Here is a 14927-nt window from a genome sequence, read left to right as displayed (position 1 = left end):
TTAAAGTGAGACGAACATTCGAGATTCTATATCGATTATTCGAGAAAGCGAACGCGTTGCGCGCTGTGGTGCTCAGGGGCGGCCGGCTACGGGTCCGCGAGACGCCCGACCCGGAACCCGGGCCCGGTGAGCTGTTGTTGCGCACGCTGAGCACCGCGGTCTGCGCGTCGGATGTGCACTTCATGGACCACCCGGAGCTGGCCGTCGCCGATCCCACCGGTCGCTCTTTGTATGACGCCGGCCGCGACATCGTGCTCGGTCACGAGTTCGTGGGCGAGGTCGTCGGCCACGGGCCCGGCTGCACGGATCAGTTCGCGATCGGCGCCCGCGTGACCGCGATGCCGGTGCGCCTCGTCGACGGCGGGGCGGGCGGGCTGCGGATCATCGGCCAGCATCCCGAGGCGCAGGGCAGTTTCGCCGAGCTGCTGGTGGTTTCGGAGGTGGCGGCCAAACCGGTCGCCGGTGATGTTCCCAGTGACGCCGTCGCCCTGACCGACGCGTTCGCCGTCGGCGAGTTCTACGTCCGGTCGGCGCGGATGCAGCCGGGTGAGGTCGCCATCGTGATCGGCGCCGGGGCGATCGGGCTCTCGGCCGTCGCCGCCCTGGCCGCCCGCGGCGTCGAGCCGATCGTCGTGTCGGACTACAACTCCGACCGCCGCGAGCTGGCCCGCGAGCGCTTCGGCGCGCACCTCGTGATCGACCCCGCCGAGAAGTCGCCGTTCGATGCGTTCAACGAGGTCCGCGCCCGGCGTGGATTGCCCGGTCCGGCGGTCGTTTTCGAGTGCGTCGGCGCCAGCGGGCTGATCCAGCGCATCGTCGAATCCGCCGAGATGGGCACCCGGCTGTACTGCGCGGGCGGCTGGTACACCGGCGACACGCTCGACATCACCGCCGCCACCCGCCAGGGCGTCACCATCCAATTCGGCGGCGGGCCGCACCCGCAGGACTGGTACGGCACCCTCGACGCCATCGTGGCGCGGCGGCTCGACCCGCTGCCCAGCGTCGGCCGGATCATCGGCCTCGAGGAAGTCCCCGACGCGCTCGAGCTGGCCCGCCGGTCGGACGGCCCGCCGCGGATCGTGGTCCACCCGAACGGAGACCCGTCATGACCGAACGCGACGACCGCCAGGACATCTGCGAGCTGCTGGTCCGCTACGCCACCGGGATCGACCGGCGCGACTGGCCGCTGTTTCGCACCGTGTTCACCGCGGACTGCGAACTCGACTACGGCGAGATCGGCGCGTGGACCGGCGTCGACGCGGTCGCCGACTTCATGGAGCGGGTGCACGCCCTGGCGGGGCACACGCTGCACCGCCTGACCAACCAGGCGATCACGGTCGACGGTGACCGCGCGACTGCCCGTACCTACATCGACGGACTGATCATGGCCGCGGACAACCACTCCGGGGTCAACGCGATCGGCTTCTACGACGACGAGATCGTGCGCACCGCGCAAGGCTGGCGCATCGCGCGCCGGCGCTACACGCAGGTGCGCCTGACGACGGTAGGGAGTTCGTAGATGGCGTTCGCAACCAAGTACGGGCCGTGGGCGTTGGTGGCCGGGGCCTCGGACGGGGTGGGCGCGGCGTTCGCCCGCGGCCTGGCCGAACGTGGCGTCAACGTCGTGCTGGTCGCCCGCCGGCAGGCGGTGCTCGACGACGTCGCGGCGAAGATCCGCAACGATACGTCGGCGTCGACCCGCACCCTGGCCGTCGACCTCGCCGAACCGGGCGCGGCGGCGGCAATCGCCGCGGCGACGGGCGACCTGGAGGTCGGATTTCTCGTGTACTGCGCGGGAGCCGACCCCAACTTCAAGCCATTTCTTGCCGGCCCGATCGAGGACGCCGAGGCGATGGTGCAACGCAACTGCGTGGTGCCGATGCAGCTGTGCCACCACTTCGCGCCCGCCATGGTGGAGCGGGGCCGCGGCGGCATCGTGCTGTTCGGGTCGGGCGCCGGCCTGGCCGGCGGGGCCAACATGGTCGCCTACGGCGCGTCCAAGGCGTTCGACATGGTCTTCGCCGAGGCGCTCTGGGCCGAGCTGCACGACAAGGGCGTCGATGTCGTGGGCCTCATCCTCGGCAAGACCGATACCCCCGCGCTGCGGCAACTCGAGCACAGCCGCGGCCAGATCGGATCGCTCGACGAAGTGCCGCCGGGCGCGGCCGCGGTGGCGGACGTCATCGCGGAGGCGTTCGAGAACCTGGGCAACGGACCGACCTTGATGGTCGGGGACATGATGCGCGCGGCCGAGCAGATGTTGACGTCGCTAACCCGCAACCAAGCCGTCGAACTGTTCGCCCAAGCCGCGGCCGCGGCGATGGGCCCGGACAATTAGCGGGAACCGTCGCCCTGCGCACCGCGTCGTACTGCACGGGGACTGCGACCGCGGCCAAAAGGTTTGCCAAACTTCGGGATCAGGACAGCCTAACTTTCGGCTTCCGCGGCGGCTGGCCAGCAAAGATGTGATGCGGCGCCGGGCTCGCTCGCCAAGCGACAACGTTGCTGGCGGGGGGCTGCGCGGGTAACTTGGGTAGTCGTTCGGCACGGCTCACCCGGGCGGGGTAACCGCCACAGTCGCCACCCCTCCGTATCGAAGGATGACGATGCTCGCCACAGACAGGCCCGCGGCCGCGGTTTCGACGGCCGAACGCTCGCGGCGTCGGACCCTGGCCCGCTCGGCGTTCATCACCGCGGCGTTCGTCGCCCCGGCGGTCGTGGTACGAACACTCGGCCTGCATCCCGACCCGGTCATCGCCCTGCTGATTTTCGGGGCCGCGGTCGTGTCGGCCAGCTTCTTGCTGGCATGGGCCGCGGAGGCCGCCCAGATCGATGTCTCCGGCGGGATGGCGACTGCGGTGCTGGCGCTGATCGCGGTGCTGCCCGAATACGCCGTCGACCTGTACTACGCGTACGTGTCCGGCCACAACGCGGAGTACACGCAATACGCGGCCGCCAACATGACCGGGTCCAACCGGCTGCTGATGGGGCTCGGTTGGCCGGTCGTGGTGTTGGTCAGCATCGTGGTGGCGCGCAGGGCCGGTTCCCAACGGGTCACCGGCTTGGCGCTGCAGCCAAGCAACCGGGTCGAACTGGGATTCCTGTTGATCGCCGGCATCATCGCGTTCGCGATCCCGGCGAGCGGCCAGATCCATTTCGGGCTGGGGCTGGCGCTGCTGGCGTGGTTCGGGTTCTACCTCTACAAGGTCAGCCACGGCGACGTGGAGGAGCCCGACCTGATCGGGACCGCCGCCGCCCTCGGGGAGCTCCCCGATCGCCGCCGGCGCGTCGTCGTCGTCAGCCTCTTCCTGGTGTCCGGCGCGGTGATCCTGCTGTGCGCCAAGCCGTTCGCCGACAACCTGGTCGCCGCCGGCACCGAACTGGGCATCGACCGGTTCCTGCTGGTCCAATGGCTCGCCCCGCTCGCGTCGGAGGCCCCGGAGTTCATCGTCGCGACCATCTTCGCCGCGCGGGGCAAGGGCACCGCGGCCATCGCCACCCTGATCTCCTCCAAGGTGAACCAGTGGACGCTGCTGATCGGTTCGCTGCCGATCGCCCACCTACTCGGCGGCGGCGGGTTCTCCCTGCAGCTCGACCCGCGTCAGGTGGAGGAAGTGCTGCTCACCGCCACCCAGACCATGATGGGCGTGGCGCTGCTGTTGGCGCTGCGCTTCCAGCGCGGCGCCGCGTGCACGCTGCTGGCCTTGTTCGTCGTGCAGTTCCCGATCGCCACGACGCATGGCCGGCTGCTGCTTTGCGGCGTCTACACCGCGGTGGCCGCCGTCGCGCTGATCCGCCAACGCCGCAACCTGCCGGCCACCGTGCGGGCGCCGTTCTTCGGGACCGCGATCCGGCACAGCGGGCACCCCCACCATCCGGTGCCGGACCCCTAACCGCCGCCGATCGCCGGCCGTATACGGTCCAGATATGAATCGAGTGTCGGTGATCACCGGGGGCGCGGGCGGGATGGGGCTGGCGACGGCCAAGATCGTCGGCCGCGACCACACCTTGGTCCTCTGCGACGTCAGGCACGACCGGCTGACGACCGCGGGGGCGACCCTGGAAGGGCTCGGGATCAGCCCCACCCTGGTCGACTGCGATGTCACCGACCGGCGGGCGGTCGCGGGCCTGTTCGACACCGCGAGGAGTCTGGGTACGGTCGCCTCGGTCATCCACACCGCGGGGGTCAGCCCGAGCATGGGGCCCGCCGACTACGTCATGCGGACCAACGCGCTCGGCACGGTCAACGTCAACGAGGCGTTCTACGCGGTGGCCGGCGAGGGCTCGGTGATCGTCAACGTGGCCTCGATGGCGGCCCACATCTTGCCCGCGGAAATGGTTCCGGTAGACCAATTTCCGCTGGCGCTGCAGGACGCCGGGGGATTCATGGACGCCATGATGACGACGTGCGACATCGTGCCCGAGGAGGCGCGCTCCGGAATCGCCTACGCGGTCAGCAAGAGCTTCGTGAAGTGGTACAGCCAGTCGCAGGCGGAGAGGTTCAACGCGCACGGGCTGCGCATCGTCTCGGTCTCGCCCGGATCCATCGACACGGAAATGGGGCGGCTCGAGGAGCAGGCCGGGGCGGGCGCGATGGTCGCCGAAGCCGCGGTGCCGCGGTGGGGCAGGCCGGAGGAGATGGCCGAGCTGCTCGCCTTCTGCGCCAGCGACAAGGCGGGCTACCTGACCGGCACCGACATCCTCAACGACGGCGGCGTGATCGCCTCGATGACCGAGCGCGCCAGGGTGGCCGCCGCCAACGGTTGAGCTTCGGCGAAGCCGTCAACACGCGGAGTGGACAGCCCGCCGCTTCCGCGGCAAGCGATTCCGCGGGCCCCGTCCGGTAATCAATCGATTGATAGTATTCGTGCCAACGCTTGGCCCCGGGGCAGAAAGGCGGCACGAGTCGATGCGAAGCCGCGCGGCCATCCTCTACGAGTACGGGCGCCCGTGGTCCGTGGAGGAATTCGAGCTCGATCCGCCCAAAGCGGGCGAGGTTTTGGTGCGGCTCGCCGCCACCGGGCTGTGCCACTCCGACGAGCACATCCGGCAAGGGAAGCTCGCTGCCCCGCCGGAAACGTTGCGCGCGTTGGGGTTACCCGCCATGTCGCCGACGATCGGCGGACACGAGGGCTCCGGCGTGGTGGTCGACGTCGGCGCGGGCGTCGCCGGGTTCGCGCCGGGCGACCACGTGGTGACCTCCTTCGTCGCGGTCTGCGGCCAGTGCCGGTGGTGTGCCTCGGGGATGGAGTACCTGTGCGACACCGGATCGGGGACCTTGGCGCCGGGCATGCCGACGGACGGCACCTTTCGCCACCACACCATCGACGGGCGCCACCTCGGCCACGTCTCGAAGATCGGCGCCTTCGCCGAACACACTGTGGTGGCGGCGAATTCGCTGGTGAAGATCGACCCGCATTTTCCGCTGGTGCCCGCTGCGCTGCTGGCGTGCGCGGTTCCCACCGGGTACGGCTCGGCGGCCCGCCGTGCCGGGGTCCGGGGCGGTGACACGGTGGTGGTGATCGGCACCGGGGGCATCGGCACCGCGGCCGTTCAGGGCGCGCGCATCAGCGGGGCGGCCCGGATCGTCGCGGTCGACGTGAGCGACTTCAAGCGGAGCTCCGCGCCGCAGTTCGGTGCCACCCACACCGCCGCGACGGCGGCGGACGCGGTGGAACTGGTCCGCGACCTGACCCGCGGGGTGATGGCGGATGCGGTCGTGGTCTCGCCCGCCATGATCGGCGAGGCCGACGTCGGCGCGGCGCTGACGCTCACCCGCAAGGGCGGCACCTGCGTGCTGACCGGGCTGCCGGCACCGGCGACGCACTCGGTCGCCGTCGCGCTGCAGGACTTCATCCTGATGAACAAGACGTTGTGCGGGACGGTGTTCGGCTCGTGCAACCCCAAGAGCGACATCGCGCTGCTGGCCACCCTGTACGAGTCGGGCAGGCTACTCCTCGACGAGATGATCACCAAACGCTACCGGCTCGACGACATCAACGACGCCTACGCCGACCTGACCGCCGGCCGGCTGATCCGCGGGGTCATCGACTTCGGCCTTGCCTAGCAGCCAGTCTCGCGAACGCAGCCGCCAGGTACGCCGGGCGTATTCCAGTTCGGTGTACGGCCACTGGGTGACGATGCGGCCGCTGGGTGAACGGAAGTAGCTGTCGCACCGGGTCCAGATGGTGCGCTCCAGGTCCGCGGAAAGCTTTGCGTTGTAGCGCTTCTCGGCCTCGGCCCGGACGTCGACATAACCGCCCCGGCGGGCCACCCTGCTGACCGCGCTGGCGACCAGTCGCGCCCCGGCCTCGAGGATGTAGACGATCGAGTTGCCGCCCTGGTTGGTGTTGGGACCGTAGAGCATGAAGAAATTGGGGAAGCCGCTGACCGCGACGCCCAGGTATGCGCTCGGATCGTCGCCCCAGTGCTCGTGCAGGCTTTGGCCGCCCCGTCCGATCACCTCGATCCCGGCGAGATAGCGGCTGGTCTGGAACCCGGTCGCGCACACGATGGCGTCGGCGTCCACCACTTTGCCGCCGTGCGTCGCGATCGAGGTCTCGGTAACTCGTGCGATCGGTTCGGTCACCAGATCGACGTGGTCCTGTTGTAGCGCCAGATAATAGTCATCGCCGAGAAGCACGCGCTTACAGCGGAATGGATAGTCGGGTGTCAGCGCCCGGCGCAACCGCTCGTCGGCAACGGTGCGCTCCAGGAACGATGTCGCGACCCGTGAGCGATTTGCCACCTGTGGGTCTTCGACAGCGTTTCCGGCGAAGTCGTGGAACTGCTTCCAGATTCGCCACCGTTCCCGGCGAGCCGCCCACGGCTGCCGGCGAAACCTCGCCAATTCCTTGTCGCTGAACGGACGGTCGTCCTTGGGAACCATCCAGGGAGGCGTTCGCTGAAACACGGTTACCCGCGCGGCGATTCGAGCGAGTTCCGGGACCACCTGCACGGCGCTGGCGCCCGTACCGATCACCGCGACGTTCCGGCCGGCCAGGCTCACGCGAGGATCCCACGCCGACGTGTGCATCAAGTGGCCGCGGTAACCGGTGAGTCCCTCGATGGCTGGCAGCTTGGGAGCGCCGAACAGGCCGACAGCGCTGACCACCACGTCGGCCCGCAACGTGGTGGCGGTGTCGCTATTCGCCTGCTGCAGCTGTAATTCCCACTGCCGGCTACCCTCGTCCCATCGCGCGTGCCGTACGTAAGTGCGCAAGGTCAGGTGGCGGCGCAGGTCGAAGTCGTCGGCCACCGATTCGAGGTAGGCCAAGATCTCGGGCTGGCGCGCGTAGGTACGGCTCCAGGATTTGTTGGGGGCGAACGAGAACGAGTACAGGTGGCTTTGCACGTCGCACGCGGCGCCGGGGTAGGTGTTGCGCCGCCAGGTGCCGCCGACGCCGTCGTCGCCCTCGATGATCACCAGATCGTCGATGCCGGCCCGCCGTAGCGCGACGGCGGCTCCGAGGCCGCCGAAGCCCGCGCCGACGATCGCCACCTTTGGCGGGCGGTGGCGCCGGGTCGCCGCCCGCAGTCGGCCGACAGCGTAGAGCCGGCGGGCCCGCCAACTGGTCACGGCCCGGCCTCGCCGCCGCGAATCCGATAGCCCCGCATGTCGCCGTCGGCCCGCCACGCCCCCAACATGTCGGCGTACTCGGTGGGGGCGCCGAAGAAGAAGCTACCCTGCCGGGTCTTGTTGTCGGCCTTGCCCTCCCGGTTGTAGTAGCCCGGGGTGCACGTCTGGGCCCGCTCGGCGCTGGCGGCCGAGCGGGTGACAACCGTGTCGACCCAGGCGGATTCGGCCGCGGGCGTGGCCTCGACCTCGGCGATGCCACGCTCGAGCGCCCGGGCGATGATCCACGCGGCGTGGGTCGCCTGCACGTCGAGCAGGTAGGGGAAGTTCACCGTCAGGCCCGCCTGGGCGATGCTCTCGATGAAGCAATTGGGGAACTCGGTCGTGCACAGGCCCTGGAAGGTGCGCACCCCGTCGCGCCAGTGCTCGGTCAACGACACCCCACCGCGGCCGATGAGCTCGAAGTCGGTGCGCCGGCAGTAATCGGTGCCGACCTCGAAACCCGTTGCGAAGATCAAACAGTCGAGTTCGTACGGCACGCCGTCGACCACGACCGCCGACTCGGTGATCCGCTGCACGCCGCGGCCGCGGGTGTCGACCAGCGTGACGTTGTCGCGGTTGAACGTCTGCAGGTACTCGTCGTGGAAGCAGGGGCGCTTGCAGAAGTACCCGTACCAGGGTTTGAGCGCCTCCGCGGTCGCCGGGTCGGCGACGATGCCGTCGACTCTCGCCCGGATCTCCTCCATCTTGGCGAAGTCCGCGATCTCGATGTCGCGGCTGCGTTGCGTCGGGTCCGCGACACCGTCACCGTCGTGGCGCATCACCGGAAGCTTGCGCGTGATGCTCGTCCAGGCGTCGGCCACCAGGTCCTCGTCGGCTTGGCCACCGGCGGTGAGGATTTGGAAGTTCTCGATGCGCCTGCGCTGCCAGCCCGGCCGTAACGCGCCGGCCCACTGGGGGTCGGTCGCTCGGTTGGCCCGCACGTCCACCGATGACGGCGTGCGCTGAAAGACGTAGAGCCGCCGCGCCGCGCGGGCCAGATGCGGGACACACTGGATCGCCGTGGCCCCGGTACCGACGATGCCGACGCGCTTGTCGGCCAGGTCCTGCAGGCCCTCCCCGGTGTAGGCGTAGTCCCACCGGCTGGTGTGGAACGCATGCCCTCGGAACGTGCCGAGGCCCTCGATGCCGGGCAGCTTGGGTTTGGCCTGGTAGCCGTTGGCCATGGACACGAACCGGGCCCGCATCTCATCGCCGCGATTGGTGCGGATCACCCAGCGCGATTCGTCCGCCTCCCAGCGGATCTCGCGCACATCGGTGCGCAGGCACGCGTTGCGGTAGAGGTCGTAGTGCCGGGCGATGCGCTGGCAATGCGCGAAGATCTCCGGCCCCTTGGCGTACTTTTCGCTGGGGACGTAGCCGAGCTCCTCCAGCAGCGGCATGTACACATAGGACTCGACGTCACACGCGATTCCCGGATACCGGTTCCAGTACCAGGTGCCACCGACGTCGGCCGCCCGGTCGATCAGCCGCACGCTGTCCACCCCGAGCTGACGCAGCCGCACGCCCGTCAATAGCCCGCCGAAGCCGGCACCGATGATCGCGACGTCGACCTCGTCGGTCAACGGTTCGCGCTCGAAGTCCCCGTCGGTCCACGGGTCATCGGCGAAGTGGGCGAAGACGCCCGCCGTCTCCACGTACTGCGCGATGCCGTCCGGGCGCAACCGCCGCGCGCGCTCCTCGGCGTACTTGCGCCGCAGCGCGTCGATGTCGAACGTCACACCAACGGTTTCAGTCACGCCCCGATTCCTCTCGTGGGGCGACTATATAATCAATCGCTTGATCATATCAAGGCTGGCCGACCGGCCCCTGCCTGCGGATATCCGGGTCGGCCCGAGCGAACAGCGTTCCCCTGATCATGCTCTTGGCCGACTCCAGCGCGGCGTGGTAATCCCCCGGCGCGGCGGTGGCCGCCAGTTCGACCAACCCGTAGACGAGCGCGTAGACGGCCTCGACGATGCCGCGTCGATCGAATCGGTGCGTGAGGTCGCCCCCGCGGTGGGCGTCGTCGACGATCCCCTCGATGAGCTCGCGGAACGCCTGAAATCCTGCGGCGCCCGCGAGCCGCGCATCGGGCCCGGCCGCCCCCTCGGCGCGAATCACCCATTCGAAGGCGGCGAGGTCGGGATACTCCCGCATCAGCCGCCCCGACTCGTCGAGCACCGCCTCGATGCGGTCGACGGCGGTCCCGGGCTGCGCCGCGGCCGCGCGCAGTCGGGGTAACGCGACATCGGTGCGCGCCGCGATCGCCGCCTTCATCAGCTCGGCCTTGTTCGGGAAGTAGTTGTACAGGCTGGCACTGGTGACGTTCGCGGCGCGGGCGATCTCGCGGATGGTGGCACGCGAGTACCCCGCCCTCGCCACGCAGCGCATGGTGGCCGCGATGATCCGCTGGCGGGTCTCCTCGCCGCTGGCGCCGACGGGGCGCCCGAGCTGCGCCCGCGTCACCGCGCTATGCCCACTGTCAGGTCCCGTCCGCCGGCTTTCGACGCCGGCACGGTCGAATATAATCGAGCGGTCGATTGACCCGGGTGTCCGCGCGGAGGTGCGCAGTGCGTGATGGACGGCGCCGCGGCGGATACCGCGCCGCATGAGCGTCACGCGGTCGCCACTCGGGCGTCCGGTCGGCGCCGACGGTGAGCGGACCCGCGCCCGAATCATCGACGCGGCCATGCGATGCGTGGCCGAAATGGGCTACTCCCGCAGCACCATTCGCGAAATCGCGCGCACCGCCGACATGACGAGCGGCAGCCTGTACCACTACTTCCCGAACAAGTCCGAATTGCTGGACGCGGTCGCCGAGGACGTCGAGCGGATCGCACTGCCCCGGCTGCGCGCGGCCGCCGGGCGGGCCGACGGGGTGGTCGATCGCCTCGGGTCCGTGTTGGATGAGGCCAGCCGGTTGATGCGCGAGCATCCGCATCTGGCCGCGTTCGACCGGGCCGTCCGCGCGGAAAGCAACGAGCACCCCGAGCGCGGCCGGCCGAAGTATCCCGGCCTGAAGGCGTTGCACGACATGATCTTTGAGCTTCTCGACGATGCCCGCGCGACCGGCGCGCTGCCACCCGGCACCGACCCCGGCGCCGCGGCCGATGCCATTCATGCGCTGGCGCGCGGCCTCACCGAGCGCGCGGCGAGCCTGGACGACGACGCCTACGCCGCCGCGCTGGCCTCGGCGAAGCTGTTGATCGGCGGGGCGTTATTCGCCGTGGCGGAAGAGAAGTCGGGACGAACCCGCTGAGCGGCGGCCTACCCGATCAGCGCTTCCCGCCCGACGCGTGATCTGCTCGCCGAGAGCGCGTCACCCAGTGTCCAGACCGCGACGCCGATCAGCACCAGATCCTTGAGCAGGAACTGGCCCGGAAGTGCCGACAGCACGGGGATGCCACCGGCGCGGGACGCGACCACCCCGGGGGTGGTGACAAGGAAGCTCAACGTGCCCAGGAACAGCACCACCGCCAGCGCGCTGCCGGCCGCCGACGCCCGCGGCCACACCGGCCTCGACGCAATCAGCACCGCCGCAACGATTTCCATGGTTCCCAGCCCCCGGGCGACCGCTGCGACGCTGAAAACGTCATAGATCCAGCTCATCAGCGGACTGTGCTCGATGAGCACGCGGGATTCCATCTTCACGTACTTGCCGAACCCGATCCAGGCCAGCACGACAACCAGTCCGTACCGGCCGACGAACTGTCCGCACCGGGTAAGCCGTTGCGGCAGAACGTCGGAACGCCGACCGCATGCGACGTGGTTTTCGCTCACGTCGTGAGCACGGGCCGGGAGTGCCCGGGGTTCACTCGAGGCCGTTGAGGGCGCCCACGATGTCGGCGACCTGCGGGTGGTGTAGTCGGGATGGAGGCGCCTCGGCATGCGGTGACGCATGCGACGAGACCGGTTACCGCGGGGCGTAGCGATCGCGAAGCTGGGCCAGGGTCGACTCGATACCCGCCGCGTTGGCCTTCGTCGCGCCGATCAGGGTGTAGTAGTTCAGCGCGTTCTTGATCGCGCCGGCGTCGCGGTAATCGAACGTCTCGGTGACCCGCGTCAGGGTGGGCGACAGCGCCTCGAATTCCCACCGCCAGCGGTGGCCCACCGGATGGCGCCATTCGACCACTTCGTCGGGTTCGAGGGCGGTCACCGTGCTGGTGATGCGGTAGGGCAGGCCGAACATCTTCATGTTCGTCGAAAACTTTGATCCGACAACCATTTCCGCCGGCATCCTGATGTTGGCGCGGACGGTGCCCGACCCGTCGAGCTCGGGATGGCGGCGCGGGTCGGCGGCCATCGCATACAACTCGGCGACGGGCGCGGCGACTTCGACGGACCGGCTCACCCGCCGCGGTCCCGCGTCGACAATGGTGACGGTCACGATGTTTCCCTCCGGTGCGCCGACACAGCCAACACGACGCTACGCTTCGCCGGGTTGGTCAGAAAGGACTTCGAGAACCGATGAGCCAGTCAATTTCGGGGAAGGCGGCTCTGATCACCGGCGCCGCGCGGGGGCAGGGCCGGGCGCACGCGGTGCGGCTGGCCGCCGAGGGCGCCGACATCATCGCGGTCGACATCGCCGGTCCCCTGCCGCCGAGCGTGCCGTATGACTCGCCGACGCCCGAGGATCTGGCGGAGACGGCGCGACTGGTGCGGACCGCCGGCAGGCGGGTCATCACCGCAGCGGTCGACATCCGCGACCTCGACGCGCTCAAAGCTGCCGTCGACCGAGCGGTCAGCGAACTGGGCCGTCTCGACATCATCGTGGCCAACGCCGGGATCTGCAGCCCCGCTCCGTGGGACCAGATCACCGCGGAGGCGTTTCGCGACACCATCGAGACGAATGTGACCGGCACCTGGAACACGGTGATGGCCGGCGCTCAGCACATCATCGACGGCGGCCGCGGCGGCTCGATCATCCTCATCGGTTCGGCCGCCGGCATCAACATGCAGTCGTTCATGATCCACTACACGGCGAGCAAGCACGCCGTCGTCGGGATGGCGCGCGCGTTCGCCGCCGAGCTCGGGCGGCACAACATCCGCGTCAACAGCCTCAACCCCGGAGCGGTCGCGACCCCGATGGGCACCGGTCGGATGCGCGACGCGCTGCGGGCGGCCGCCGACAGCTACCCGCACCTGCGGGGCCTGCACAAGCCCCTGCTGCCGGAGGGAATCGCCCAGCCCGAGGACGTCGCCGACGCCGTCGCCTGGCTCGCCTCCGATCAGTCCCGGTTGGTCACGGCGACCCAGGTCTCGGTCGATATCGGCGTGGGCTACGTGTGATCCCGGTCTGATCCCGGGCGCGGCCGGTCCCTCCCGCGTCCCGGCCACCGTCGACCAGGCAGAATGGAGGTTCCCCCCGCCGTCCGGTCTGGTCCGCCCGACGCCATCCGGATAACACGGGCCCGGCGGGGAATACCTCGGGAGACGCGCGCGTTGCAACGAGACATACCCCCGAGGGGTATTGGAAAGGGAGGCCATGACCACGACCGAATTCCAGGTGGACGGGATGAGCTGCGGCCACTGCGAGGCGGCGGTCAGGGACGAGGTCGGCCGCCTGCCGGGCGTGGAGCGCGTGGACGTCAGCGCCGAAACGGGGAGGATGGTGGTGACGAGCTCGGGTCCCATCGACACCTCCGCCATCCTCGGCGCGGTGGACGAGGCGGGCTACCAGGCCGCCCCGGTGATATGAGCGCGGCACCGGTGAGCCACATCGAGCTGGCGATCGAAGGCATGACGTGCGCGTCGTGCGCCGCCCGCATCGAGAAGAAGCTGAACAGGCTCGACGGCGTCGCCGCCACCGTCAACTACGCCACCGAAAAGGCGGCGCTCACGGTCCCCCCTGGGTACGACCCGCAGTTGCTGATCGCCGCCGTCGAACAGGCCGGTTACAACGCGGCGCTGCCGCAACGCCGGGAGGAGCCCGCTTCCCGGCCGGCCGAGGCGGCCGACGACACCGGGCTGAACGCGCTTCGCGCCCGCCTGATCACCTCGGCCGTGCTCGCCACCCCGGTGATCGCCCTGGCGATGATTCCCGCGTGGCAGTTCCGCTATTGGCAGTGGGCGTCGCTGGTGCTGGCCGCGCCGGTCGTCGTGTGGGGCGGCCGGCCCTTCCACGCCGCCGCCTGGGCCAACCTCAGGCACGGCGCCGCCACCATGGACACCCTGGTCTCGGTCGGGACGCTGTCGGCGTTCCTCTGGTCGCTGTATGCGCTGTTCTTCGGGACGGCCGGAGAGCCGGGGATGCGCGACCGCTTCGAGCTGACCGTCCGCCCCTCCGGGGGTGCGGGCAACATCTACCTCGAAGTCGCCGCGGGCGTGACCCTGTTCGTGCTCGCCGGCCGGTACTTCGAGAAGCGCTCCAAACGGACGGCGGGCGCCGCGTTGCACGCCCTGCTGGAGCTCGGCGCCAAGGACGTCGCGGTGCTCTCCGGCGGCGCCGAGACCCGCATCCCGGTGGACCGCCTGGCCGTCGGTGACGAGTTCGTGGTGCGCCCCGGCGAGAAGGTGGCCACCGACGGCGTCGTGGTCTCGGGGTCCTCGGCCGTGGACGCCTCGATGCTGACCGGCGAGTCGGTGCCCGTCGAGGTCGGTGCGGGCGACGCCGTCACGGGCGGCACGGTCAACGCCGGCGGTCGCCTCGTCGTGCGCGCCACCCGGGTCGGTGACGACACCCAGCTGGCGCAGATGGCCAGGCTGGTCGAGGAGGCCCAGTCGGGCAAGGCCGAGGTGCAGCGGCTCGCCGACCGCATCTCCGGCGTGTTCGTCCCCGTGGTCATCGGCATCGCCCTGGCGACGCTCGGCGCGTGGCTCGCCTTGGGCTCCCCGCTCACCGCGGCCCTCACCGCGGCCGTCGCGGTGCTGATCATCGCCTGCCCGTGCGCGCTGGGCCTGGCGACCCCGACCGCCCTGCTGGTCGGGACCGGCCGCGCGGCCCAGCTCGGGGTGCTGATCAAAGGGCCCGAGGTGCTGGAGTCCACCCGCAGCGTCGACACCATCGTGCTCGACAAGACCGGCACCGTCACCACCGGAGAAATGGCCCTCGTCGACGTGATCACCGGCCCGGGGGCGGATCGCGAAACGCTGCTGCGCTACGCCGGTGCCCTCGAGGACGCCTCGGAGCATCCCATCGCGCGGGCCATCGCCAAGGCCGCGAAGGCCGAGCTTCGCGCCCTCCCGCCGACCGAACGCTTCGCCAACCTGGAAGGCAACGGCGTGCGGGGCGTCGTCGACGGCCACACCGTCGTCGTCGGCCGCGCCGGCCTGCTCGCCGACTGGGACCAGCCGCTGGACGCCGCGCTGG

At 70.0% G+C, this 14927-nt stretch carries 15 protein-coding genes; 10 read left to right on the top strand and 5 right to left on the bottom strand.

All coding sequences use genetic code 11. The annotated features are described in order from the left end of the window. Positions 1–65: 65 nt before the first annotated feature. The 6 genes from HMPREF0591_RS03885 (at position 66) to HMPREF0591_RS30685 (ending at position 6067) form a co-directional block, all read left to right on the top strand. Entirely contained in the window at positions 66–1109 is a 1044-nt protein-coding gene (locus HMPREF0591_RS03885; protein ID WP_040621063.1) for a zinc-binding dehydrogenase, read from the top strand. Then, on the top strand, positions 1106–1519 hold the full coding sequence (locus HMPREF0591_RS03880) for a nuclear transport factor 2 family protein (protein WP_007167110.1): 414 nt from the start codon (positions 1106–1108) through the stop codon (positions 1517–1519). The genes HMPREF0591_RS03885 and HMPREF0591_RS03880 overlap by 4 nt, the downstream gene beginning before the upstream one ends. Next, positions 1520–2338, top strand: a complete 819-nt coding sequence (locus HMPREF0591_RS03875; protein WP_007167109.1) for an SDR family NAD(P)-dependent oxidoreductase — start codon at positions 1520–1522, stop codon at positions 2336–2338. A gap of 262 nt (positions 2339–2600) precedes the next feature. Beyond that, positions 2601–3893 carry a sodium/hydrogen exchanger gene (locus HMPREF0591_RS03870; RefSeq protein ID WP_007167108.1) on the top strand — a complete coding sequence of 431 codons (1293 nt, stop codon included), beginning with the start codon at positions 2601–2603 and terminating at the stop codon, positions 3891–3893. A gap of 34 nt (positions 3894–3927) precedes the next feature. Further along, positions 3928–4767: an SDR family oxidoreductase gene (locus HMPREF0591_RS03865; RefSeq protein WP_007167107.1), complete on the top strand. Its 840-nt coding sequence runs from the start codon at positions 3928–3930 to the stop codon at positions 4765–4767. A gap of 142 nt (positions 4768–4909) precedes the next feature. Next, positions 4910–6067 (top strand): Zn-dependent alcohol dehydrogenase, encoded by a 1158-nt coding sequence (locus HMPREF0591_RS30685; protein ID WP_007167106.1) that lies wholly within the window; start codon positions 4910–4912, stop codon positions 6065–6067. Here the strand turns inward: HMPREF0591_RS30685 and HMPREF0591_RS03850 are convergent. The 3 genes from HMPREF0591_RS03850 to HMPREF0591_RS03840 are packed head-to-tail and all read right to left on the bottom strand — an operon-like array spanning position 5951 to position 10084. Next, positions 5951–7579, bottom strand: coding sequence for a flavin-containing monooxygenase (locus HMPREF0591_RS03850; RefSeq protein ID WP_040621054.1), 1629 nt, complete (start codon positions 7577–7579; stop codon positions 5951–5953). The genes HMPREF0591_RS30685 and HMPREF0591_RS03850 overlap by 117 nt on opposite strands. Further along, on the bottom strand, positions 7576–9375 hold the full coding sequence (locus HMPREF0591_RS03845) for a flavin-containing monooxygenase (protein ID WP_007167104.1): 1800 nt from the start codon (positions 9373–9375) through the stop codon (positions 7576–7578). The genes HMPREF0591_RS03850 and HMPREF0591_RS03845 overlap by 4 nt, the downstream gene beginning before the upstream one ends. Before the next feature lie 49 nt (positions 9376–9424). Beyond that, positions 9425–10084, bottom strand: coding sequence for a TetR/AcrR family transcriptional regulator (locus HMPREF0591_RS03840; RefSeq protein ID WP_007167103.1), 660 nt, complete (start codon positions 10082–10084; stop codon positions 9425–9427). A 142-nt stretch (positions 10085–10226) separates the two neighbouring features. Here HMPREF0591_RS03840 and HMPREF0591_RS03835 point away from each other — a divergent pair, with 142 nt between their 5' ends. Continuing rightward, entirely contained in the window at positions 10227–10877 is a 651-nt protein-coding gene (locus HMPREF0591_RS03835) for a TetR/AcrR family transcriptional regulator (protein ID WP_007167102.1), read from the top strand. A gap of 8 nt (positions 10878–10885) precedes the next feature. Here the strand turns inward: HMPREF0591_RS03835 and HMPREF0591_RS03830 are convergent, their stop codons facing one another. Both HMPREF0591_RS03830 and HMPREF0591_RS03825 read right to left on the bottom strand, forming a co-directional pair. After that, a complete protein-coding gene (locus HMPREF0591_RS03830; RefSeq protein ID WP_007167101.1) occupies positions 10886–11398 on the bottom strand; it encodes a YkgB family protein in 513 nt (170 codons plus the stop codon). A 133-nt stretch (positions 11399–11531) separates the two neighbouring features. After that, positions 11532–12005 (bottom strand): SRPBCC family protein, encoded by a 474-nt coding sequence (locus tag HMPREF0591_RS03825; protein WP_007167100.1) that lies wholly within the window; start codon positions 12003–12005, stop codon positions 11532–11534. An 80-nt stretch (positions 12006–12085) separates the two neighbouring features. Between HMPREF0591_RS03825 and HMPREF0591_RS03820 the strand changes: the two genes are divergently transcribed. The 3 genes from HMPREF0591_RS03820 to HMPREF0591_RS03810 all read left to right on the top strand — a co-directional run. Next, a complete protein-coding gene (locus HMPREF0591_RS03820; protein ID WP_007167099.1) occupies positions 12086–12907 on the top strand; it encodes a mycofactocin-coupled SDR family oxidoreductase in 822 nt (273 codons plus the stop codon). A 196-nt stretch (positions 12908–13103) separates the two neighbouring features. Next, positions 13104–13316: a heavy-metal-associated domain-containing protein gene (locus tag HMPREF0591_RS03815; RefSeq protein WP_007167098.1), complete on the top strand. Its 213-nt coding sequence runs from the start codon at positions 13104–13106 to the stop codon at positions 13314–13316. Next, a partial coding sequence (locus tag HMPREF0591_RS03810; RefSeq protein ID WP_007167097.1) for a heavy metal translocating P-type ATPase occupies positions 13313–14927 on the top strand: 1615 nt, incomplete at its 3' end. The genes HMPREF0591_RS03815 and HMPREF0591_RS03810, both read left to right, overlap by 4 nt.

Origin of the sequence: Mycobacterium parascrofulaceum ATCC BAA-614 (genome assembly GCF_000164135.1) — a bacterium.
Classification (GTDB): domain Bacteria; phylum Actinomycetota; class Actinomycetes; order Mycobacteriales; family Mycobacteriaceae; genus Mycobacterium; species Mycobacterium parascrofulaceum.
This window is presented reverse-complemented; position numbering and strand designations above follow the sequence as displayed.

What these genes read in the sequence shown, in the direction of transcription:
- HMPREF0591_RS03820 (WP_007167099.1), top strand. Translation starts at nt 12,086, where the DNA reads ATGAGCCAGTCAATTTCGGGGAAGGCGGCTCTGATCACCGGCGCCGCG.
- HMPREF0591_RS03870 (WP_007167108.1), top strand. Translation starts at nt 2,601, where the DNA reads ATGACGATGCTCGCCACAGACAGGCCCGCGGCCGCGGTTTCGACGGCC.
- HMPREF0591_RS03835 (WP_007167102.1), top strand. Translation starts at nt 10,227, where the DNA reads ATGAGCGTCACGCGGTCGCCACTCGGGCGTCCGGTCGGCGCCGACGGT.
- HMPREF0591_RS03865 (WP_007167107.1), top strand. Translation starts at nt 3,928, where the DNA reads ATGAATCGAGTGTCGGTGATCACCGGGGGCGCGGGCGGGATGGGGCTG.
- HMPREF0591_RS03815 (WP_007167098.1), top strand. Translation starts at nt 13,104, where the DNA reads ATGACCACGACCGAATTCCAGGTGGACGGGATGAGCTGCGGCCACTGC.
- HMPREF0591_RS03875 (WP_007167109.1), top strand. Translation starts at nt 1,520, where the DNA reads ATGGCGTTCGCAACCAAGTACGGGCCGTGGGCGTTGGTGGCCGGGGCC.
- HMPREF0591_RS30685 (WP_007167106.1), top strand. Translation starts at nt 4,910, where the DNA reads ATGCGAAGCCGCGCGGCCATCCTCTACGAGTACGGGCGCCCGTGGTCC.
- HMPREF0591_RS03880 (WP_007167110.1), top strand. Translation starts at nt 1,106, where the DNA reads ATGACCGAACGCGACGACCGCCAGGACATCTGCGAGCTGCTGGTCCGC.